The following is a 21028-nucleotide window of genomic DNA, read 5'->3' as shown; positions in this document are numbered from 1 at the left end:
TCAGATACTTGTAACCAATATATTGAAAATTTGAGCTGACACGATGGAGAAAGAACTCACTCTACAGGCCTTCTGGGGAGGTGTATGGCACGATGCCGGTGTGCTCTCCTTCCCGGAGCCAGGCCAGGGGCTGCTCAGTAAGGAAGTCGGTTTTGCTTACAATGCTGGCTATGTGCTTGCGGCCTACGACCACCGCGAATCAGGTGATGGTGAAGCCCTTTCGTTCTCCGATGAGCGTGCGTTCTCCATGGATCTTCCTGCAACTATATCCGGCGATTATCGCGGCCATACGGTAACCTGCGCGCTTCGAGACATCATTCCACAGGGTGCAGGCCGCCGTGTTCTATTGCGTGCCCTCGGTTACGACATGACGGCGGAACAATCAGCGGATATCGAACTTCTTGAAAACGGCTGTATTGCGCCTGTCGGAAATCTTCGAATCCGGGAGGCGTTCGAACGCTTTTCCTATCGGCTTGAGCAGACGCCAATCCGTGGGTATACGACCCAGGAAATCAGCAACCGCGCAGATCCTCTGATTGAGCAGGCACGAGAGCTGAATATCGCGATCGGTGGCACCACGGGCGTGGGCGGTGATGCCCCGAAGGTGATGGTCTCGGAAGCTGACGATGGGCTCTACTACATCGAGGGTACCTGCGATGAGCGGCGAGTCGTTCGGCACTGGATTATCAAGTTTGCACGCGGTCGCCGGACCAGAATCGATCAGGATGTGTTGCGCGCTGAGGCCGCAGTCTACAGAGCGCTGGAGCCAACCCCCGTACGATCGATAGATGACACCTACCTGATTGAAGGCAACAACGGCCCTGCGTTGTGGCTCCCGAGATTCGATCGGCGTGTGAACGCGTCGGACGGTGTCGAACGTCTAGGAATGCAGTCGATTTACTGCCTTATGGGCATGCATGGTGACGGGGCGGCTCTATCCCATAACGAGGTGGTCCAAATGCTGATGCGTCGCTTTCATGACGACGATATTCTGGTGGACTACCTCGTTAACGACATCATCAACGAGACCATTGCCAATCGCGACAACCACGGCCGGAATACTGCAATCCTCACGGACGCCGGCCACCGCCAGCTGGCGCCGGCGTTTGATCTTGCGCCGATGGTCATGGACCCGGAAGGTATCAGCCGAAGCAGCGCCTGGCGGGGAGAATGGCAGCATGGCCAGCGTGGCGAATACGCAAAAATACTCGAGGAGGCTGCTCTCGCGCCGTCGGTTGCTTGCCGACGACTCAAGGGCATTCTGGAAAGGGTGGAAGATCTCCGTGCTCGCCTCGAGACCCAGGGCGCGCCCGAAGCAATGCTGGATCATCAGGCGATGCGCTTCAACCTGATCCAGCAGATCATCGCTGAGTTGTGAGGACCTGAAAGTCATGCCGACACTCAGACCCATCAAGCCGACAGAACGTTCAGCCCAGCGCGAACACCTTGAGCAGGCGCTGGCGAATGGTGACGTCACCATTGGGCAGGCGATCAAAACCATCCGCCGCGACTGGATGGGGATACCTCAGAAACGGATGGCCGAGATTGCCGGCATCTCGGTTGGTACCCTGTCGAGCATTGAGCGCGACAGCGGTAACGTAACCGTGGCCAACATCAACCGGGTGCTGCGGGTCTTTGGGGGGTATCTCAATATTCGGTTGAAATGATGTGACCGAAACTGGACAAAAACACTCTTAGTGGTGTATCGAGGGCATCTTAATAAGAAACGCCTGACATGGAGTACACCGCATGCGACGCTGGAATGGCTGGGGCGATGACAGTTTCCACCTGGAACTACCCGACAACGGCATCGATTTCCTGAGGGAACGCCTCGGTACGGCCGAACCCCTGCCTGAAGCCACACTGGAAGCGGTCTGCAAACAGGTCCCGAAATCCCGAATCCCGGCCCACGACCATGTGTACACAGATTCCGAGACCCGCATTCGCCATGCCCGGGGCCAGAGCCTGCCGGACTGGCTGGCCATGCGCAGTGGCGAATTCGGGGTATTCCCGGATGCGGTAGCCCTGCCGGAAACCAGCGAGCAGGTGGCCGAACTGCTGCAGTGGGCTCGGAAGCAGGACCTGGTGGTGATTCCCTACGGGGGCGGCACCAGCGTCGCGGGTCACATCAACCCGGCGGACAGTGGCAAACCGGTGTTGACCCTTTCGCTGGCACGGATGAACCGCATGGTGGACCTGGACCCGGAAAGCCAGATCGCCACCTTCGGCGCGGGCACGCCGGGGCCGCTCGTGGAGTCCCAGCTGCTGGCCCAGGGCTACACGCTGGGCCACTTCCCCCAGTCCTTTGAGTTGTCCACCATCGGGGGCTGGGTGGCCAGCCGCTCCAGTGGCCAGCAGTCGCTGCGGTATGGCCGCATCGAGCAGTTGTTTGCCGGTGGCCGCATTCAAACCTTTGATGGCACCTGGGACATCCCGACCTTTCCCGCCTCCGCGGCGGGTCCGGACCCACGTGAGATCGTGCTGGGCTCGGAAGGCCGGTTCGGGATCATTACCGAGGTGAAGGTACGGGTAATGCCCGTGCCGGACCGGGAATCCTTCCACGTCCTCTTTTTCCCGAACTGGGAGCAGGCCCGCTCCTGCGCCCGTCGCCTGGTGCAGAATCGCACCTTTCTGTCCATGCTGCGGTTGAGCAACGTGGTTGAAACGGAAACCCAGCTGGCCCTTGCCGGGCACCCGCGCATGATTGGTGGCCTGGAAAAATTCCTGAAATGGCGCGGGGCCGGGGAGGGCAAGTGCATGATGACCGTGGGGCTGACGGGAACGCCCCTGCAGTGCCGCACTGGACTCGGAGAGCTCAAACAGATCGCCCGTGACTACGACGGAGTCTATGCCGGCACTTACCTAGGCAGGAAGTGGGAAGCCAAGCGCTTCACCATGCCCTATCTGCGGGAGGCACTCTGGCAGGGTGGCTATGTGGTGGATACCCTGGAAACCGCCACGGACTGGGACAACGTGGACACGCTCATGGCGCGTATCGAGCAGACACTGCGACAGGGGCTGGAGGCCGACGGGGAGCCGGTGCATGTCTTCACCCACCTGTCCCACGTCTACAGCCAGGGCTGCAGCATCTACACCACGTACGTCTTCCGCTGCGCGGATTCCTACAGCGAGACCCAGGCCCGCTGGGCGCGCCTCAAGCACGCCGCCTCGGAGGTGATTGTCCGGAACCGGGGTACCATCAGCCACCAGCACGGCGTCGGCCGGGATCATGCGCCCTATCTGCCCATCGAGAAGGGCCCGGTCACCATGATGGTGCTGCGTTCGCTCAGCCGGACCCTGGACCCGGATCAGCGCCTGGCACCCGGGGTGCTTCTGGACGACCAAACGGCCTCGGAGGTCAGCAATGACTCATGAAGATTCCGAGCGGGAGCGGCTGCTGGCGGAGAACCAGGTCTGGGACCTGGTGATCATCGGCGGCGGCATTACCGGGGCCGGCGTCCTCAGGGAGGCGGCTCGCGAAGGCTACAATGCTCTGTTGGTGGAGCAGCAGGATTTTGCCTGGGGCACCTCCAGTCGTTCCTCCAAGATGGTCCACGGCGGGCTACGCTACCTGGCCAGTGGCGACTTCCGCCTCACCCGTGATGCGGTGAGCGAGCGGGAGCGGATGATGCGCGAGGCCCCCGGCCTGGTGGACAACCTCTACTACATCATGCCCCACTACCGGCGCCAGTTCCCCGGACCCCGGCTCTTCGGCCTGCTGCTTCGCATCTACGATTTCATGGCCCGGCGTCGGACGCGGCGTTATTTTCCGGGCGAATCCGTCCTGCGCTGGCTGCCGGGGCTGAGGCGGGAAAAGCTGGTCGGTGGCACCCGCTTCTCCGATGCGGTCACCGATGATGCCCGGCTGGTACTGCGCATCCTGCAGGAAGCCAGGGCGGCGGGCGGCCGGACCCTGAATTACACCCAGGCGGAAAGCGTCACCCCCGGTCATGGCGGCCACGCCACAGTCACGCTTCGGGATACCGGCGGTGACGGCGGGGAGACCCGTGTCCATGCCTGTCGTGTGGTGCATGCCACCGGCGCCTGGACCGACCGGCTACGCAGCCAGCTGGGCGGCGACCAGCGGATCCGCCCATTGCGGGGCAGCCATCTGGTGTTCCCGTTCTGGCGACTGCCGGTGGCGGTCAGCCTCTCGCTGATTCATCCGAGGGATAAACGCCCCGTCTTCATCTACCCCTGGGAAGGGGTAACCGTGGTTGGCACCACAGACCTGGATCACGACGGTGACCTGCAGAAGGAAGCCGTGCTCAACCAACAGGAAATGGACTACCTGCTGGAGGCGGTGCACTACGCCTTCCCGAGCTCGGGCGCGAGTGAGGAGGACCTGATCAGCACCTGGTCCGGCGTGCGGCCAGTGGTTTCGGATGCCAGCGCGGGTAAGAGCAAGGACCCATCCAAGGAAAAACGCGAACATGTGATCTGGGACGATCAGGGCGTGATCAGCGTGGCGGGCGGCAAGCTCACCACCTTCCGCCTCATCGCCCGGGAGGTGCTGGACCGGGTCCGGGGCGATATGCCGAAGCGCGAAAACCAGGAGGGTGATGCCAGAAATGTCTTCGCTCCGGCACCGGACATTGGCCGCCCGGCCGGCATTACCGCCCGCCAATGGCACCGCCTCTGTGGCCATTATGGGTCTCGTGTGGAGGAAGTGCTGGGCGAGGGTCAACTGACTCCCATCGGACATACGGATACCCTGATGGCGGAACTGGTCTGGTCCTGCCGTCATGAGCAGGTGCACCATCTGGATGACCTGCTGCTGCGCCGCACCCGTCTGGGACTGCTGCTCCCCGAAGGCGGCCGGGCCTGGCTGGAGTCCATCCGCACGCACTGCCAGCCGGTACTGGGCTGGAGCAACGAAGAGTGGCAGGCCGAAGTCGAGCGCTACCAGCGCATCTGGCACCAGTACTATTGGTTGCCGCGATGAGTGACGCCCCCCTGATCCTCGCCATTGATAACGGCACCCAGAGTACCCGGGCGCTGCTGTTCAACACCCGGGGCGATTTGGTTGCCAAGGGGCGGGAGGAAATCGAACCCTACGTGTCCCCGGAACCGGGCTGGGCGGAACAGGACCCGGACTATTACTGGCAGAGCATCGGCCACGCCTGCCGGGCCCTGTGGGCCAACACAGACGCGCGCCCCGAACAGGTGAAGGGCGTCACCGTCACTGCCCAACGCGGCACTGTCGTGAATCTGGACGCCAACGGCGATGTGCTGCGCCCGGCGATTATCTGGCTGGACCAACGCCGCTCGCCGGGCCCCGTGACTGTGGGCCCTTTCTGGCAGCTGACATTCCGCCTACTGGGCCTGACCGAAACCATCCGCCGCCTGGGCGAACAGACCCAGGCCAACTGGGTTGCCGCCCACCAGCCGGACATCTGGGCCCGCACGCGGCACTACCTGCTGCTCTCCGGCTACCTGAACTGGCGCCTGACCGGCCGTTTCGTGGACTCCATTGGCAGCCAGGTCGGCTATCTCCCTTTCGATTACAAACGTCACGACTGGTGCAGAGAAGGGGACCTGAAGTGGCAGCTCATGGCCGTCAAACGCGACATGCTCCCGGAACTCGTCCAACCCGGTGCCACCATGGGCCACCTGACCCCCGAAGCCGCCGCCCACCTGGGGCTCGCCGAAGAGATCCCCGTTCTCGCCTCCGCCTCCGACAAGGCCTGCGAAATCCTCGGCTCCGGCGGCCTCTCCCCGGATATCGGCTGCATGAGCTATGGCACCACCGCCACCATCAACACCACCAACGCCCGCTACGTCGAACCGACCCGCTTCCTGCCCCCATACCCCTCGGCACTGCCAGGCCATTACTCCAGCGAAGTGATGATCTACCGGGGCTTCTGGATGGTCAGCTGGTTCAAGCGCCAGTTCGGCCAGCGGGAACAGGCCATTGCCGAGGAAAGGGGAATCACCCCCGAACAGCTCTTCGACGAACTCATCAGCGACGTCCCCCCGGGCTCCATGGGCCTCATGCTCCAACCCTACTGGTCCCCCGGCGTCCGACAGCCCGGCCCGGAAGCCAAGGGCGCCATCATCGGCTTCGGCGACGTCCACACCCGTGCCCACATCTACAGGGCCATCCTCGAAGGCCTCGCCTACGCCCTGCGCGAAGGCATGGAACGCCTCCAGAAACGCAACGGCCAACGCATCACCCGCCTGCGCGTCGCCGGCGGCGGCTCCCAGAGCGACTTAGCCATGCAACTCACCGCCGACATCTTCGGCCTCCCCGCCGAACGCCCCCACACCTACGAAACCTCCGGCCTGGGCGCGGCCATCAACGCAGCGGTAGGCCTCGGCCTGCACCCGGATTACGAAACGGCAGTGGGGGCGATGACGCGGGTGGGGGACCGCTTTGAACCGGAGCCGGAACGGCAGCATCTCTACGAGCGCCTGTATTCGGAGGTGTACCAGCGGATGTACAAACGGCTTTCACCGCTCTACCACCGAATCCGTGATATTACGGGTTATCCGGAATAGACAGACAGGGAAAGACTAGGGAAGAGGTGGCAGGGCTGGGGGTGGCTTTTCGGGAAGCTCCGGAGCCATGGATGGCGGAGGGCAGCGTACATGGATGTATTCATAGCGATTCCCGAAAAGCCACCCCCAGCCCTGCCACCTCTTCCCGGTCCCGAATACACCCAAAAACCCATAAAAAAAGGCGAGCAATAAGCCCGCCTTAAAAGTCGTAAGGGAAGAATGAAAAGCCTGAAAATTCATAATCCCAATGGAAGAGAGTGACCCGGATTGCGGCGAAAGTACTACTACCTCTTTCGCCCCGGGGGATACTGCTCAAATCCACAATTACAAGGTACCGCCACGCCGCCCCCAAGTCTGTTGGCGACCAGTGAGCACCCGTAACAGGAGTATAGCGCAGCGTTACGGAATGTGAACGGGGTCACAGATTTTTCGGGTGCGCCTTAACCAGCGGATGCCGTATTCAGGCGGGAACGGGTCAGGGTACGGGTCTCATAGGCCGATTTCAGGCCATCAACAACCGCTTCCTCCATCGCCTCCACCGTCGGCAACGGCTCCCGCTCCGTCGCAATGCAGAGCGTCGTGGCCGCTTCCAGAGAAACGAAACCCCTGCTGGTCTTGAACGCCTTGTGATTGATGCCCTCGTGCAGCCGCCGGAAAGCCGCTGGCCGGCAACTCTGCTCATCCAGAAAATGCGCGATGATGGCAAACTGATCGTCGCCGACCCGGCAGAGCGCATCCAGGGGCCGAATCAGCCCCGTCAGCCGGCGGGCAATCCCTGACAGCAGCTCGGAAACAACCGCATCGGGATTTTCTGAACGATGGCGTTCCCAGTTGTGGATGCCCATCAGAAGGAAACCAGCTGCGCCGCCACGGGACTCGGTGTAATCAAGCGCCTGCTGCAGCCGCTTTCGCGCATAGTGGTGATTCCCTAGGCCCGTCTCGGGGTCCACGAAACTGTGCGCCGCCAGCTGGCGATTCTCCTCCATGAGAAGTTCGTTCGCATCGAGCAGTGTATTGTGACGGTTCGCCAGCCGATCAGCGGCAAAGACGCGGGGCAGGAGCTGCTTGGTCATGTCCGACTTGTAGATGAAGTCATCCACGCTCCGGTCAAAGGCGCTGGCCAGCGCTTCCACACTCTCCTTGGCGGTCAGCAGGATCACATAGGTGTAGTGGTTGTTCTGCTCGTCCTGCTGACGTACTGAGTCCGTCAGCTCGAGCCCGTCCATCTCCGGCATCAGCCAGTCGGCAATCAGCACGCTGACCGGGCGCTCCTCCAGGCTCTTCAGCGCTTCCGGCGCGGCATTGACCACCCGCACATCGCGATAACCGGCCTGCTTGAGCGTACGACTGACAACAGCACTGCTGAAGCGGGCATCATCAACAACAAGAATGGGAAGCTCTGGATTCATTGGGGGTCCGTCTGTTGTGAACACATTGAGGCCCGGCACGGGCAACCAGTCCGCTAACAGTATAGACATTTCAGGTCAGCTCGCCTGCGGCAATTTGCAAAAGTTTTCAGAGGGTTGAATTAATTGTGAGCTGTATCACTCGAACCTGTCGGCTTGGGCGTGTCCGGATGGGCAAAGCGAAGCAGCATCACGGCCAGGATGATGGCGGGAAGGCCGAGCATGGCGGTAATCAGGAAAAAACCCACCCAGCCCGTGCGTTCGGCCACAACACCGGTAAAACCGCCGGCAAACTGGCCGGGAAGCGTCATCAGCGAACTGAAGAGCGCATACTGTGTTGCCGTGTAGGCAGTGTTGGTCAGGCTTGAAAGGTAGGCGATGAACACCGAGATGGAGAGCCCCCCCGTTACGTTATCCGCAATGATGGCGGCAACCAGACCATAGGTCTCCGGACCCAGGTTGGCCAGCCAGGCAAAGGTCAGATTGGTGGCCGGGGCCATGAAGGCTGTGAAAATCAGCATGGCGGCAATGCCGAATCGGGCGACCAGGAGACCGCCGAGAGCAGCACCGAAAAGCGTCATGGCAAGGCCGAAAGCTGCCGCAATATTGGCGATCTCCTCCTTGCTGAAACCGAGATCGAGGTAGAAGGGGTTCGCCATGACGCCCATGAAGATATCGCTGATCCGGAAGGTGGAGACGAAGAACAGGATGATGATGGCGGCCTTGCCATAGCGCTGGAAGAAGTCGGTGAAGGGGCAGACCACCGCACCAATGAACCATGCCGTGAGGCGGCGTTGAAAGCCCGTATGAGCGGTGTCCGCAAGATAGCTGATAACACGCGCTTCGGACTCCGGGGCTACCCGGTCGGGGTTGGGTACCGGTTCACGGCTGATGAGCGTGGTGATCATGCCGACTACCATAAAGGCGCCCATCAGCGAGTAGGAAAGGGCCCAGCTGCCCACGGCGGCAATATGCAGCGCACCGGCCCCCGCGACCAGGATCGCGACCCGGTAGCCGGTTACATAGGTGGCCGCCATGGCCGCCTGGTAGGTCGAGGGCGCCGCTTCAACGCGATAGGCATCAATGGCGACATCCTGGGTTGCTGAGCCAAAGGCTGCGATAACCGCCCAGACCGCCACGAGCCATAACTGTTCCCTGGGATCCGTCAGGCCCATGCCCAGCAGGCTGACGGCAACGGCAACCTGGGCCGCCAGCATCCAGGCGCGCCGCCGTCCGAAAATGGCCGACAGGACCGGCAGTGGCAGCCTGTCCACAAAGGGCGCCCACAGGACCTTGATCGAGTGCGCCATGCCGACCCAGCTCAGGAAGCCAATGGCCGCAAGCTCAACGTTCAGGTCCCGCAGCCAGGCCGTGAACGTGCCCCCCACCAGCAGGAGGGGCAGGCCTGCGGAGAAGCCCAGGAACAGCATGCCCAGGACCCTGGGGTTCAGATAGACTCGCCAGCCCGGGTAAGCCGTTGATTCGGAAAATTCATTCATGATGCGCTGTTCTCCGGGGATTGAATTGTTGCCGCTTCATCCCGATATCCATCTGGTAGACTGACCAGATACATCCGACCCAACGCGCCCGACTCCGGAGATTTCATGCCTGTTTTCCTGATTGCCTTCATTATCATCCCCATTCTCGAGATGGTCGTCCTTATTGAGGTCGGAGGCATTATCGGTTCGCTCCCCACGGTTGGTCTGGTCCTGCTGACGGCCGTTATTGGCGCGGCCATGCTGCGCCAGCAGGGGGCGGCAACACTGCTGCGCGCCAACCAGCGCATGGCCAGTGGTGAATTGCCGGCCCAGGAAATGGCGGAGGGCATCCTGCTCGCCGTGGGTGGGGCGCTGTTGCTCACCCCGGGGTTTATTACCGACGCCGTGGGTTTCGCCTGCCTGATCCCCTTCACTCGCAAGTGGCTCACGCACTATGTGGTGAATCGTATGGTGGTCACGGGGCAAATGTCCATGGGCGGCGGAGGGTCCTATACCCAGGGCCCCCGTCGTGACCGTTACGGAAACATCATCATCGAAGGTGAATATGAGCGCGCTGGTGAGCCCCGCCATGACGACCCACAGGACCCGGACCGCCTGAATCGACCGTAAATTTTTTTGCGTCGGGGTATTGAAAACCACTCTGCCGTCCCCACTTTAAGGAACCACAAGGCCAACGTGCTTTGACGTCCCTTAACTCATTGCTTAACCGACAACTGAAACTGGAGATAAGCAGCAATGAAAATCCGTCCGTTACACGATCGCGTTGTCGTGCGTCGCAAGGAAGAAGAAGAGAAGACCGCTGGTGGCATCGTGCTGCCCGGAAATGCTCAGGAAAAGCCCTCCCAGGGTGAAGTGCTCGCGGTAGGCGAGGGCAAGACTCTGGACAACGGCGAAGTACGCAAGCCGGCCGTGAAGGTTGGCGACCAGGTCGTGTTTGGGCAGTTTGCCGGCAATACCGTCAAGGTTGACGGCGAGGAACTGCTGATCATGAGCGAGAACGACATTTACGGTGTGCTGGAAAAGTAAGTTTCCGGGCACCTGACAGGTTTCAACGGTCAACGAACAGGAACAGATAACTATGGCGAAAGAGATCAAGTTCTCCGATTACGCCCGCAAGCAGATGGTAAACGGTGTTAATACCCTGGCTGACGCGGTCAAGGTCACACTCGGCCCCAAAGGCCGTAACGTGGTGATCGACAAGTCCTTCGGTGCGCCCAACGTCACCAAGGACGGCGTGACGGTTGCCAAGGAAATCGACATTGAGGACAAGTTCGAGAACATGGGCGCGCAGATGGTCAAGGAAGTTGCTTCCCAGACCAACGATAACGCCGGCGATGGCACCACCACCGCGACCGTCCTGGCCCAGGCCATCGTGCGCGAAGGTGTGAAGGCGGTAACCGCCGGCATGAACCCCATGGACCTCAAGCGCGGTATCGATAAGGCCTGCGAGGCGGCCGTGGCGGAAATCCGCAAGCTGTCCACGCCCTGCAACGACTCCAAGACCATTGCACAGATCGGCACCATCTCGGCCAACAGCGACGAGACCGTTGGCCAATTGATCGCCGATGCAATGGAGAAGGTCGGGCAGGAAGGTGTTATCACCGTTGAGGAAGGTCGCGGCCTTGAGGATGAGCTCGAAGTGGTCGAAGGCATGCAGTTCGACCGTGGCTACCTCTCGCCCTACTTCATCAACAATAACGAGAGCATGAGCGTTGAGCTGGATGACCCCTACATCCTGCTGGTCGACAAGAAGATCTCGAACGTACGTGACCTGCTGCCGACACTGGAAGCCGTTTCCAAGTCGGGCAAGCCGCTTCTGATCATCGCTGAAGACGTTGAGAGTGAAGCGCTGGCGACCCTGGTAGTCAACAACATGCGCGGCATCGTCAAGGTCGCGGCTGTTAAGGCGCCCGGCTTCGGTGACCGTCGCAAGGAGATGATGCAGGACATCGCGGTACTGACCGGCGGTACTGTGATCTCCGAGGAAGTCGGCCTGACCCTCGAGAACGTCTCCCTGGATGATCTGGGCAGCGCCAAGCGCGTCAACATCACCAAGGAAGACAGCACCATCATCAACGGCAACGGCCAGCAGCAGGATATTGAAGCCCGCACCGGCCAGATCAAGAAGCAGATCGAGGAAAGCACCTCCGACTACGACAGGGAAAAGCTCCAGGAGCGCCTTGCCAAGCTTGCTGGTGGTGTTGCCGTGATCAAGGTGGGCGCTGGCTCCGAAGTGGAAATGAAGGAGAAGAAGGCCCGCGTTGAAGACGCGCTGCACTCCACCCGCGCTGCTGTTGAAGAAGGCATCGTGGCTGGTGGTGGCGTGACCCTGGTCCGCGCGCTGCAGGCGATTGAAAGCCTCAAGGGCGACAACGAAGAGCGTCAGATGGGCATCAACCTGCTGCGTCGCGCCATGGAAGCGCCGCTGAAGCAGATCGCCTACAACTCCGGTGACGAGCCTGCTGTTGTCGTTGCCAAGGTGCTCGAGTCCAAGGGCAACCATGGCTACAACGCGGCAACTGGCGAGTACGTGGACATGCTGGACGCCGGCATTATCGACCCGGCCAAGGTTACCCGTTCCGCACTGCAGGCAGCCGCTTCCGTTGCCGGTCTGATGATCACCACCGAGTGCATGATCGCCGACAAGCCGGAAGAGAATGACGGCGGCGGTGCCGGCGGTGGTATGCCGGACATGGGCGGCATGGGTGGTATGGGCGGCATGATGTAATGCCCAACCACGACGCCGCTTAGCCGGTTCGTTCTCAAACCCCCGAAGTGGTTCACGCTTCGGGGGTTTTCTTTTTCTGGCCCCCTGCCATATCTTGCAGTTATCCTGAGCCCCCTGTGTCATCAATGGACCACCCTGTACCATGAGCAGTACCGCCCAGGCATCGACATCCGCCCCGTCAGAAGACGCTGGGCGCTTTCGGGTTGGTCCCTTGAGGGGATTCCTGCTGGTTCTGCTGTTGGTGCTGACCTGGGTTGTGGCGCTGGCGGTCTACCTCCCCGCCGGCTGGGTCTGGTCTCAGGTCTCACGTGGTATCAATCTCCCCGAGCAGGTTGAAGTGGCCTCTGTAGGCGGCACGCTGTGGTCGGGCACGGCCATCGTTCGGGCCCTGGGCAAGCCGGTCAGTGTCAGCTGGCACCTGGAGCCGGCTTCCGCCATCTATGGGTTTGTTCCCCTTGAATGGGAGGCGAATACCGCCAATTCGCGGGCGGAAGGCAGTCTGACCGCCGTATTTGAGGGCCGGTTGAGATTCCTTGTGCGCGAGGCCGAGATTGATCTTGCGGAAATTACGGCCATGGGCGGTCCGCTGGAACGGGTCCGGGTGCCCGGCATCATGGAGCTGGAGAGCGTCTTTGTGGTCTGGGGCCCCGACGAGGGCCTGGTGGATGCCCGCGGCAGGGGGCAATGGCCGGGAGGCCCGGTCAGCTGGCCCATGGGCGGACGGATGCAGCAATCCAACCTGCCACCGCTGGAAGGTGTGGTGAAGCAGCGGGACCAGGGGGTCGTCCTGTCGATTACGGACCGGGATCAGGGGATCACAGGGGTTGAGGCCGCGCTGGATAACGATGGCTATGCCAGCCTGGAGCTGCGCAAGCACTGGATTGACCTTCTGGGACTCGACTTTGCAGCCAATGCGGAACCGGATGAGGTGGTGTTCAATGTTCGTCGGCGCATTCTGCAATGATTGGAGACTGAGCCCATGAGCGCGCGTTTGCCCAATCTCCTGGCTCACCTCCTGCTCCTCGTGCTGGTGATCCAGGCTGGCTGGTTTGGAGGGCAGTGGACCTGGCGGGTGATCTGGCCCCAGTCCATAGCCGCCGGGATGGCGCGGACCGCCCCGGAGCCGGGCTCCGGTGTGGCCAGGATTCGCCCCGATGAACTGACATTTTTCGGTCAGGTCGAAGGGCGTGAGGGCGATATTCCGGACGTGGTTCGTGAAACCGCACCGGAAACAGGTCTCACTTTGAAGTTACACGGCGTGTTTCTGGGGACCCAGGCGCAGGCGTCCAGTGCTATCCTCTCAGAGGATGGCGCGTCGGCCGAGCTGTACCAGGTGGGGGATGAATTGCCCGGCAACGCTGAACTCATTGCTGTCGAGCCCCGGCGCATTCTGCTCAAACGCAACGGCGAGGTTGAGTCACTGGGCTTCGAGGATGAGGGCATGGCGCTTGGCAGGGTTGCTAGCTCGGGGCAAAGATCCGAAGATAGCGAGGCGTTTCTGGAGCAGGCTTCGGACGCGCTTGAGAACAACCCGGAGGAGGCGATTGCTTCCGCCGGCTTCCGGCCTCGCGAGGACGGACCCGGTTATGTGTATGATGGCACCAATGAACGGCTGTCTGACATGAATCTGCAGCCTGGTGATGTGATCATTTCCATTAATGGTCGCGAACTCGGCAATGTGGAAGAGGATCGCGAGCGCCTGGAGCAGTGGATGTCGTCCGGGACGCTGCAGCTGGAAATCGAGCGTGGCGGAACACGCTTTTCATTCACGGTACCGGTTCCCTGAGGGAATCCCTTAAACAACAGGCGTATTATTCGAATGACCCGTATTCGACGAGTTTTCCTGGTGCTGATGCTGAGTCTCCTGCTGCCAATGCCGTTGGCCGCGCAGGAAGAGGTTAGTGAAGGTGAGACGGCGGACACCTGGACAGTCAACCTCAAAGAAGCCGACATCCGGGCGCTGGTGGATCAGGTTTCAGATATTACCGGCTACAGTTTTGTGGTCGATCCCCGGGTCAAGGGGAAGGTCACCGTGGTTTCGGAAACCCCCATGAAGAGCGAGGAAGTCTACGACCTCTTCCTGTCCGTGCTCCACGTTCATGGCTTTACGGCGGTACCGGGTGATGACGTCATCAAGGTGATCCAGCAGAGTGACGCCAAGCAGTCGGCTGAGAACATCAGTCGCTTTACGGACGTCCCCTCAGAGCAGCTGATGACCCGGGTGATCCGGGTGGAGAACATAAGCGCCATGCAGCTGGTGCCCATCCTGCGTCCCATGATTGCCAGTTACGGGCATCTGGCGGGCGTATCGTCCTCCAATGCGCTGATCATCAGTGACCACCAGGCGAACATCGAGCGCATGCGGAAGCTGATCGATGATCTGGACGAGCCCACGGATTACGAGATGGAGGTTATCCAGCTTGAGGAAGCCTGGGTGGGGGATATGGTCGAGATGCTGGAGGAACTGGGCCCGGATCAGCTTGCCCAGAGTGCCGGCGAGAGTGACAAGCGCAGCGCGAGCGTGGTCGCGGATGAGCGCAGTAACCGGTTGATCGTGCGGGGCACCGATCTGTTCCGGGAGAAAGTGCGCAGCCTGGTCGAAAAGCTGGATACGCCCAGCACCAGTCGTGGTACCACCAAGGTGCTGCGTCTGAATCACGCCGATGCCACCAAGCTCAGTGAGCTTCTGAGTAACCTGATGGGCGAGGTAACCGGTGAGGACACCGACGGCAAGACCGGTGTTTCCGTGTTTGCCGACGAGGGGCTCAATGCGCTGGTGGTGCGTGCTGAACCCTCGCGGATGAACGAGATTGAATTCATTGTTGAGCAGCTCGATGTGCGTCGTGCCCAGGTGCTGATTGAGGCGGCGATTGTGGAAATCAGTGACCAGGCCGGCCAGGACCTGGGGGTCCAGTGGGCCGCGGGTGATGAATCCGGCGGGTCCACCCCCGTTGCAGGCACCAATTTTGACAACGTGGGGGTGAGCCTGGGGCAGATCCTGGGCTCAATCCAGGCAGAGGAGGCGGTTTCACCCGGCTCCGGAGCCACCCTGGCCGCCGGCCAGGAGGATCGGTCGGGCATCTCCTGGGGGGTCCTGATCCAGGCTCTGGCCACCTCCAGCAAGGCGAATCTGCTCTCCACTCCGTCGATCATTACCCTGGATAATGAAGAGTCCGAGATCGTGGTGGGTCAGAACGTACCCTTCCGCACCGGTCAGACCACCAATACCAGCGATGGGTTGAGCAACCCCTTCACCACAATCGAGCGCCGCGACATTGGCCTGACCCTGAACGTCAAGCCCAGCATCAGCGCGGATGACGTGGTCAAGCTGGTGGTTGAGCAGACCACGGAGGACATCGGTCAGTCGTTGGAGAGTGCTGCCGATCTGATCACCGAGAAGCGGGAAATCAAGACGTCTGTCCTGGCGGATGATACGGAGACCATTGTTCTTGGTGGCCTCATGAACGAGGATTACCGTACGACAGAGAGCAAGGTGCCGCTGCTGGGCGACATTCCATTCCTCGGCGCCTTGTTCCGCAGTGAAACACGCACGCGGGAAAAGCGTAATCTGGTGGTCTTTCTGCGCCCGACCATTCTGCGCGAAGAAGGCGAGGGCTCGGGTGTAGCCAAGGAGCACTTCAACCGTCTCTGGAACGTAAACCTGGGCATTACGGAGAATGAAGAGGCGGAGGATGCGGAGCGCCCCGATGTTGATTCCGTGTTTGAGAGCAATCCTCTTCCGCGCATGGAATAAGGCGTTACTGGGGCGGACCAAACTGCTCGATAAAGGCGAGGAAGTCTTCGGGGGCCACCGGCTTACTGAAGTAGAACCCCTGGGCCATGATGCAGCCGCGATGCACCAAGTAGATACTCTGTTCCCTGGTCTCCACCCCTTCCGCGATGACATCGAGGTTGAGGCTCTTACCCAGATCGATGATGGTGTTGGCGATCTGGGTGTCTTCCTCGTTGGCCAGCAGGTCCCGGACGAACTGCTTGTCGATCTTGAGGTGGTGCACCGGCAACCGCTTCAGGTACGTCAGAGACGAGTACCCCGTGCCGAAGTCGTCCACGGCGATGCGCACACCCTCGTCTCTCAGGCGTGACAGCTTGCCAATGGCGTCGTCCAGGTACTGCATGAAGCTTGTTTCGGTAACCTCAAGCTCGAGACGCGACGGGGGCAGATCGTGCTGGCGCAGAACCCCCAGAATGACATCAACAATATTCTCCTGACGCAGTTGCACGGGGGAAAGGTTCACGGACATCCGCAGCTCCAGGCCCTGATCCATCCACTCCTTGGCCTGGCGGCAGGCTTCGTCCAGTACCCAGTACCCGATATCGATGATGGAGTGGTTGAGTTCGGCCAGCGGAATGAATTCATCCGGCGGGATAAAGCCCCGCTCCGGATGATTCCAGCGTATTAACGCCTCCGCGCCCAGTACCCGGTGGTTTTCCATGTCGATCTGGGGCTGGTAGAGCAGGTGGAACTGGCGCTGGGCGAGCGCGATATCGAGGTCGCGCTCCAGGTGTTTGCGGTCCCGGATGGCCTGGTCAACGCTGGCCACATAGAACTGGAACTGGTTGCGGCCTTCGGACTTGGCCAGGGTCATGGACTGTTCCGACTTCTGCAGCAGGCGATCGGACTGGAGGGCGTCGTCCGGATAGACGGCGACCCCTATGGTCGCCGTAACATTCAGCTCAGCACCGCCAACGCTCAGCGGTCGGCTGATCTCATGCAGCAGCCAGTCGGCCATGGCGGCGGCCTGGTAGGTTTCCGTGATGTTGCCCTGAATCACCGCGAACTGGTCCGCGCCCAGGCGGCCGCCGTTGACCAGGTTGTCCTGGTCGTTGCTCATGATGCGCTCGGCGATGATCTGCAGGAGGCGATCCCCGGACGAGAAACCGTACTGTTCATTCAGGCTCTTGAAGTCATCCAGGCCGATACAGAATATGGCAAGCATGTTGCGCTGGCGACGGGCCGTTTCCAGGGCGCTGTTGAGCAGTGTCAGGAACATTTCCCGGTTGGGCAGGCCGGTCAGGGTATCGTAGCGGGAAAGCCGTGTGATGCGGTCCTGGGCCGCCTGATGCTTCTGTTGGGTCTCCGAGATCGAGGACAGCAGTTCATTGGTGGCCTGCACCCAGGTATCCAGCTCGTCCCGGTCATGGCCCTTGGGGGTGCGGATAAGACGCTTGCCGGGATCGGCCGGATCCACTTCCGAAAGGTCATCCACGATCCGGAACAGTGGTCGCGTTACCAGGATGTGATAAACAACGTACAGCACCAGTCCCAGAAGCAGGGCGCGGGTAATACCCGATACCAGTATGATCGAGGCGCGCTCCAGCCACAGGCCGGCCGCATGGGCGGTGTCCACCCGGATACTGAGCGTGCCGTACTGGACTTCCTCCGGCTGGGAACGGATCAGGGCGACATCATAGGTGCGTTCTGCGCCGAAGATGGCATCCGTCAGTCCCCGGTAGGGCTTGTCACTGAGGTCACGGTCGCTCTTGGCAAGCGGTATGCCGTCGGGATGGGTGATGGTGGCACCGCGAATGGACTGCTGTTCAAACAGTCCGTCGATGACCTGTTGGGCCAGGTCCTCATCGATGCTGTAGACCGACTGGGTTGCCGCTTCGCGTACCAGGGCCAGGGTTTGCCGGGCACGCGTGTCCATTTCGTTGGAGACAGTGCGGAAGTCAATCAGGGTCTGGATGGTGCCGATGGCAATGCCCACCGTTAAAGCCGTGAGGAGCAGCCAGAGGAGGATTCTGTAACCAAGACGGCGTTCTGGTCTGAAAAGTTTTCTCATCCAATTAATCCGGAACCTGATTCGAGGTCGGGACAGCCAAGCGCCGGCCACCACCCAAGCGTAGCAGGCTTCGGGAAAAAGCTAAAAAATCAATGCCCGGGGACTTCAGGGCCGCCACTCAAAATCCGGGCAGCCGGGGAGCAGGCTGGCGGTGTTCATGGCGCGCCAGCGCAGCTCTTCAGGGGAATCGGCCCGGATGTTGATATGACCGATCTTGCGGCCCGGCTTGGGAGACTTGCCATAAAGATGAAGATGCGTGTAGGGCAGTTCCAGAAGTTTCTCGACGGGCCCGGTTTCGCCGATCACGTTGATCATGCAGGTTGGAGCAAAGGCCGAGGTGTCGCCCAGGGGCAGCCCGGAAACCGCCCGGATGTGGTTCTCGAACTGGCTGGTGGTGGCACCGTTCTGGGTCCAGTGGCCGGAGTTGTGAACCCGTGGCGCCATTTCGTTGGCCATGAGGCCATCACCGGTATCGAACAGCTCCAGCGCCAGAACGCCCACGTAACCAAGTTCATTCATCAGGGCCCGGATCATACGCTGGGCTTCCTCTTCCAGTCCGGGAGCAAGCTTCTGGGCGGGCGCGATCGAGAACCTCAGGATGCCTTCATGATGGATGTTTTCCGCCAGGGGGTAGAAGGCAATCTCGTCATCACTGCCACGCACGGCGACGATGGACACTTCCCGCTTGAAGTCCACGAACTGCTCCGCCACCACCTCGCTGTGTCCAATAGCGTCCCAGGCGCCTGCTGCGTCTTCGGGGGACTCAATGACGGCCTGTCCCTTGCCGTCGTATCCCTCCGTGACGGACTTGGCCACAACCGGCCCATCAAGACGCTCAACCGCCTCCCGCAATTCCTCGGCGGAGGTGGCGATATGGTATGCGGCCGTGGGAATGCCGAGTTCACTGAACAGTGCCTTCTCGTGACGACGGTTCTGGCAGACCTCGAGGGCGCGCGGTACGGGATGTACAGGTTTCTGGCGCGCGATCTGGTTGACCAGCTCCAGTGGAAGGTGCTCGAACTCATAGGTGATGGTGTCCACCTGGCGCAGAAAGATGTCCAGGACAAGTCCGTCGGGATCGTTGTAGATGGTTCCGACACCGGCGGATGCCTTGCCGTTGGGGTCATAAAGACTGAAATCATGGCCCAGCCGGAATCCATCAAGTGCCAGCATACGACCGAGCTGGCCGGCTCCCAGAATACCTATTTTCATAACGGCACCTGTTCTGAGGTGTGAATCTGCCATGCACTACTGTAGCGGAAAGCGGCGTTCATTCATGACCGGCGGAGGGATCGGGGTTGTCCAGTACGTCCTGGGTCTGCTTCTGGCGGAAGGCCTCAAGATTTCCCTGGATACCGCTGTCCTCCAGTCCCAGGATCTGGGCGGCCATGATGCCCGCATTACGCGCCCCTGCCTTGCCGATGGCCAGCGTGCCCACCGGAACACCGCCGGGCATCTGTACAATGGACAGAAGCGAGTCCAGTCCGTTGAGCGTGCGCGATTGCACGGGAACGCCCAGTACCGGCAGCAGGGTATGGGCGGCAATCATGCCGGGGAGGTGGGCTGCACCGCCGGCACCGGCGATAATGACCTTCAGCCCTCGGTCCGCCGCTTCACTGGCGTACTGCGTCAGCAACGCCGGCGTCCGGTGGGCCGAGACCACGCGTGTCTCATAGGGCACGCCCAGCTCGTCCAGCATTGTGGCGGCGCTTTCCATGGTGGGCCAGTCCGACCGCGACCCCATGATCAACCCAACACGTGCCTGTTCCGTCATGCGCTTCTCTGCATCACTCTGTTCTACCCGGGAAGCGCGCCATTCTATGCCGCTAGTCAACGCAGTGCAAATCGTGACCAGAGCATTTGCTTTCCGGCAGGGACATGCGGGGTTATGATGCCAATCCATGGATAATTCACGACCCGGTAAGCAATGAGGTAAGGCTGAATGGAACCGCTAAGACCCGACGAGGATGAACTGACCGAACACGAAGCGATCACTGGCACGCGGGATCGGCCCAATACCGCAGAAAAGAAGGAGACTGCGGGCGGTGTGCGTCAGACCACCCTGTGGCTGTTTCTGGTGCTGGCTCTGGTCATGGCGGGGACCGCGGGATGGACCTTCTGGCAGCAGCAACAGAAGCTCATCGAGCTGGAAAGGGAGCTTGCGGAAGCCGGCACAACGGCCCGGGAGAACAGGCTGCGTCTGGGGTCCGTGAATCGCGAGCGCTCAGAGACCGGCGAAGCCATTTCTGAGCAGCTTTCAACACTCGATAGTGAGATGCGCAAGCTCTGGGTTATTGCACACCAGCGCAACCAGCCGGCCATTGAAGGCCTCCAGGAGGAAGTGAAGTCCATCAAGGGCAGCGTATCCGGCCTGGAAGAGACAGTCACCGGCATGACGGAGACCTCGGATAACCTCGCATCCCGGATTGAGTCATTGCGGTCGGACCTGGACGCGCTCCCGGACATTGATGAGCGCTTTGCCGAGGCTGAATCGGCCAGAGATGCCCTGGCGGATAACCTGGAAACACAGATGAACAAGCTTGAGCAGGACCGTGGACTTGCCCTTGAGGAGATCACGGCGCGCATTGATGGATTGCGCGGTGATGTCGATTCGCTGGCCGATGCCGGTGACCTGAAAGGCGAGATTGAGTCCATCCGCGAGCAGGTGAGTGAGCTGCAATCGGTTGTGGACTCGATTGACAGTGCCCGTTCGCAGCTCACCCAGCGTTTCGTACAGCTGAAGAATCGTGTTGACAGCCTGTCCGCAAACGGGGAACAGTGAGGTATGAGTGATGACAAGGCGGTAAACCGCACCCAGAGATCCTGGCGCCGGCTCTCTGAGCGGTTGCTGGCGCGCAATCGCCACCGGCTGGATGAGGCGGGGGGCGTCCTGGCCCGTCAACTTGATTTCTGGAACCGGAAGCTGGCGGAGCGCGCGATACCCCGGGCACGCCGCGAGCGGGTAGAAGCCATGGCCCGCAAACGGGGGCCTTCCGGGGCGCGCCTCAGTGTGGTCCCGGCGAAGTCGCGGACGGATGACGAAGGTTTGTCGTGAATTGTCCGGATTTTTTTGAAGGAAAGGGTTTGACA

Annotated in this window: 18 protein-coding genes; 13 read left to right on the top strand and 5 right to left on the bottom strand. The window is 61.0% G+C overall.

Features of this window, described 5'->3' with window-relative positions:
- Nucleotides 1–43: 43 nt before the first annotated feature.
- The 5 genes from DES49_RS04865 (at nt 44) to DES49_RS04845 (ending at nt 6501) form a co-directional block, all read left to right on the top strand.
- On the top strand, nt 44–1378 hold the full coding sequence (locus DES49_RS04865; RefSeq protein ID WP_133735262.1) for a type II toxin-antitoxin system HipA family toxin: 1335 nt from the start codon (nt 44–46) through the stop codon (nt 1376–1378).
- A 13-nt stretch (nt 1379–1391) separates the two neighbouring features.
- The gene (locus tag DES49_RS04860) at nt 1392–1667 is read left to right on the top strand and encodes a helix-turn-helix domain-containing protein (protein WP_133735261.1); all 276 of its coding nucleotides are present in this window, start codon (nt 1392–1394) and stop codon (nt 1665–1667) included.
- Between the two features lie 82 nt (nt 1668–1749).
- Nucleotides 1750–3375 (top strand): FAD-binding oxidoreductase, encoded by a 1626-nt coding sequence (locus DES49_RS04855; protein ID WP_133735260.1) that lies wholly within the window; start codon nt 1750–1752, stop codon nt 3373–3375.
- Nucleotides 3365–4945, top strand: coding sequence for a glycerol-3-phosphate dehydrogenase/oxidase (locus DES49_RS04850; RefSeq protein ID WP_133735259.1), 1581 nt, complete (start codon nt 3365–3367; stop codon nt 4943–4945). Before DES49_RS04855 ends, DES49_RS04850 begins: the two co-directional genes overlap by 11 nt.
- A complete protein-coding gene (locus DES49_RS04845) occupies nt 4942–6501 on the top strand; it encodes an FGGY-family carbohydrate kinase (RefSeq protein ID WP_133735258.1) in 1560 nt (519 codons plus the stop codon). The genes DES49_RS04850 and DES49_RS04845 overlap by 4 nt, the downstream gene beginning before the upstream one ends.
- A gap of 440 nt (nt 6502–6941) precedes the next feature.
- Here DES49_RS04845 and DES49_RS04840 read toward each other — a convergent pair whose 3' ends face one another.
- Complete coding sequence (locus tag DES49_RS04840) at nt 6942–7910, bottom strand: GGDEF domain-containing response regulator (RefSeq protein ID WP_133735257.1); 969 nt, start codon at nt 7908–7910, stop codon at nt 6942–6944.
- Between the two features lie 119 nt (nt 7911–8029).
- Entirely contained in the window at nt 8030–9406 is a 1377-nt protein-coding gene (locus DES49_RS04835) for an AmpG family muropeptide MFS transporter (protein WP_133735256.1), read from the bottom strand.
- Nucleotides 9407–9511: 105 nt separating this feature from the next.
- Between DES49_RS04835 and DES49_RS04830 the strand changes: the two genes are divergently transcribed.
- The 6 genes from DES49_RS04830 (at nt 9512) to DES49_RS04805 (ending at nt 15888) form a co-directional block, all read left to right on the top strand.
- The gene (locus DES49_RS04830; RefSeq protein ID WP_133735255.1) at nt 9512–10015 is read left to right on the top strand and encodes an FxsA family protein; all 504 of its coding nucleotides are present in this window, start codon (nt 9512–9514) and stop codon (nt 10013–10015) included.
- Between the two features lie 126 nt (nt 10016–10141).
- Nucleotides 10142–10432 carry a co-chaperone GroES gene (gene groES, locus DES49_RS04825; protein WP_133735254.1) on the top strand — a complete coding sequence of 97 codons (291 nt, stop codon included), beginning with the start codon at nt 10142–10144 and terminating at the stop codon, nt 10430–10432.
- A 52-nt stretch (nt 10433–10484) separates the two neighbouring features.
- On the top strand, nt 10485–12134 hold the full coding sequence (gene groL / locus DES49_RS04820) for a chaperonin GroEL (RefSeq protein ID WP_133735253.1): 1650 nt from the start codon (nt 10485–10487) through the stop codon (nt 12132–12134).
- Between the two features lie 142 nt (nt 12135–12276).
- Nucleotides 12277–13098, top strand: coding sequence for a type II secretion system protein N (gene gspN, locus DES49_RS04815; protein ID WP_133735252.1), 822 nt, complete (start codon nt 12277–12279; stop codon nt 13096–13098).
- 15 nt (nt 13099–13113) lie between these two features.
- Nucleotides 13114–13920, top strand: a complete 807-nt coding sequence (locus tag DES49_RS04810; protein WP_133735251.1) for a type II secretion system protein N — start codon at nt 13114–13116, stop codon at nt 13918–13920.
- A gap of 33 nt (nt 13921–13953) precedes the next feature.
- A complete protein-coding gene (locus DES49_RS04805) occupies nt 13954–15888 on the top strand; it encodes a secretin N-terminal domain-containing protein (protein WP_133735250.1) in 1935 nt (644 codons plus the stop codon).
- 4 nt (nt 15889–15892) lie between these two features.
- Here the strand turns inward: DES49_RS04805 and DES49_RS04800 are convergent, their stop codons facing one another.
- The 3 genes from DES49_RS04800 to purE form a co-directional block, all read right to left on the bottom strand.
- Nucleotides 15893–17938: a putative bifunctional diguanylate cyclase/phosphodiesterase gene (locus DES49_RS04800; protein WP_133735249.1), complete on the bottom strand. Its 2046-nt coding sequence runs from the start codon at nt 17936–17938 to the stop codon at nt 15893–15895.
- Between the two features lie 105 nt (nt 17939–18043).
- Entirely contained in the window at nt 18044–19150 is a 1107-nt protein-coding gene (locus DES49_RS04795) for a 5-(carboxyamino)imidazole ribonucleotide synthase (protein WP_133735248.1), read from the bottom strand.
- Nucleotides 19151–19208: 58 nt separating this feature from the next.
- Nucleotides 19209–19712, bottom strand: coding sequence for a 5-(carboxyamino)imidazole ribonucleotide mutase (purE, locus tag DES49_RS04790; protein WP_133735247.1), 504 nt, complete (start codon nt 19710–19712; stop codon nt 19209–19211).
- 168 nt (nt 19713–19880) lie between these two features.
- Here purE and DES49_RS04785 point away from each other — a divergent pair, with 168 nt between their 5' ends.
- Both DES49_RS04785 and DES49_RS04780 read left to right on the top strand, forming a co-directional pair.
- Nucleotides 19881–20720: a hypothetical protein gene (locus DES49_RS04785; RefSeq protein WP_133735246.1), complete on the top strand. Its 840-nt coding sequence runs from the start codon at nt 19881–19883 to the stop codon at nt 20718–20720.
- Between the two features lie 3 nt (nt 20721–20723).
- Complete coding sequence (locus tag DES49_RS04780) at nt 20724–20993, top strand: hypothetical protein (protein WP_133735245.1); 270 nt, start codon at nt 20724–20726, stop codon at nt 20991–20993.
- Nucleotides 20994–21028 lie beyond the last annotated feature (35 nt).

It is taken from the genome of Halospina denitrificans, assembly GCF_004364635.1.
Taxonomy (GTDB): Bacteria; Pseudomonadota; Gammaproteobacteria; order Pseudomonadales; family Oleiphilaceae; genus Halospina; species Halospina denitrificans.
This window is presented reverse-complemented; position numbering and strand designations above follow the sequence as displayed.

Bases quoted from the DNA above. Each gene is read 5' to 3' on its own strand.
- DES49_RS04860 (WP_133735261.1), top strand. From the start codon at position 1,392: ATGCCGACACTCAGACCCATCAAGCCGACAGAACGTTCAGCCCAGCGC.
- groL (WP_133735253.1), top strand. From the start codon at position 10,485: ATGGCGAAAGAGATCAAGTTCTCCGATTACGCCCGCAAGCAGATGGTA.
- DES49_RS04865 (WP_133735262.1), top strand. From the start codon at position 44: ATGGAGAAAGAACTCACTCTACAGGCCTTCTGGGGAGGTGTATGGCAC.
- purE (WP_133735247.1), bottom strand. From the start codon at position 19,712: ATGACGGAACAGGCACGTGTTGGGTTGATCATGGGGTCGCGGTCGGAC.
- DES49_RS04785 (WP_133735246.1), top strand. From the start codon at position 19,881: ATGGAACCGCTAAGACCCGACGAGGATGAACTGACCGAACACGAAGCG.
- DES49_RS04840 (WP_133735257.1), bottom strand. From the start codon at position 7,910: ATGAATCCAGAGCTTCCCATTCTTGTTGTTGATGATGCCCGCTTCAGC.
- DES49_RS04805 (WP_133735250.1), top strand. From the start codon at position 13,954: ATGACCCGTATTCGACGAGTTTTCCTGGTGCTGATGCTGAGTCTCCTG.
- DES49_RS04855 (WP_133735260.1), top strand. From the start codon at position 1,750: ATGCGACGCTGGAATGGCTGGGGCGATGACAGTTTCCACCTGGAACTA.
- DES49_RS04810 (WP_133735251.1), top strand. From the start codon at position 13,114: ATGAGCGCGCGTTTGCCCAATCTCCTGGCTCACCTCCTGCTCCTCGTG.
- DES49_RS04835 (WP_133735256.1), bottom strand. From the start codon at position 9,406: ATGAATGAATTTTCCGAATCAACGGCTTACCCGGGCTGGCGAGTCTAT.
- DES49_RS04850 (WP_133735259.1), top strand. From the start codon at position 3,365: ATGACTCATGAAGATTCCGAGCGGGAGCGGCTGCTGGCGGAGAACCAG.
- DES49_RS04830 (WP_133735255.1), top strand. From the start codon at position 9,512: ATGCCTGTTTTCCTGATTGCCTTCATTATCATCCCCATTCTCGAGATG.
- gspN (WP_133735252.1), top strand. From the start codon at position 12,277: ATGAGCAGTACCGCCCAGGCATCGACATCCGCCCCGTCAGAAGACGCT.
- groES (WP_133735254.1), top strand. From the start codon at position 10,142: ATGAAAATCCGTCCGTTACACGATCGCGTTGTCGTGCGTCGCAAGGAA.
- DES49_RS04780 (WP_133735245.1), top strand. From the start codon at position 20,724: ATGAGTGATGACAAGGCGGTAAACCGCACCCAGAGATCCTGGCGCCGG.
- DES49_RS04845 (WP_133735258.1), top strand. From the start codon at position 4,942: ATGAGTGACGCCCCCCTGATCCTCGCCATTGATAACGGCACCCAGAGT.
- DES49_RS04800 (WP_133735249.1), bottom strand. From the start codon at position 17,938: ATGAGAAAACTTTTCAGACCAGAACGCCGTCTTGGTTACAGAATCCTC.
- DES49_RS04795 (WP_133735248.1), bottom strand. From the start codon at position 19,150: ATGAAAATAGGTATTCTGGGAGCCGGCCAGCTCGGTCGTATGCTGGCA.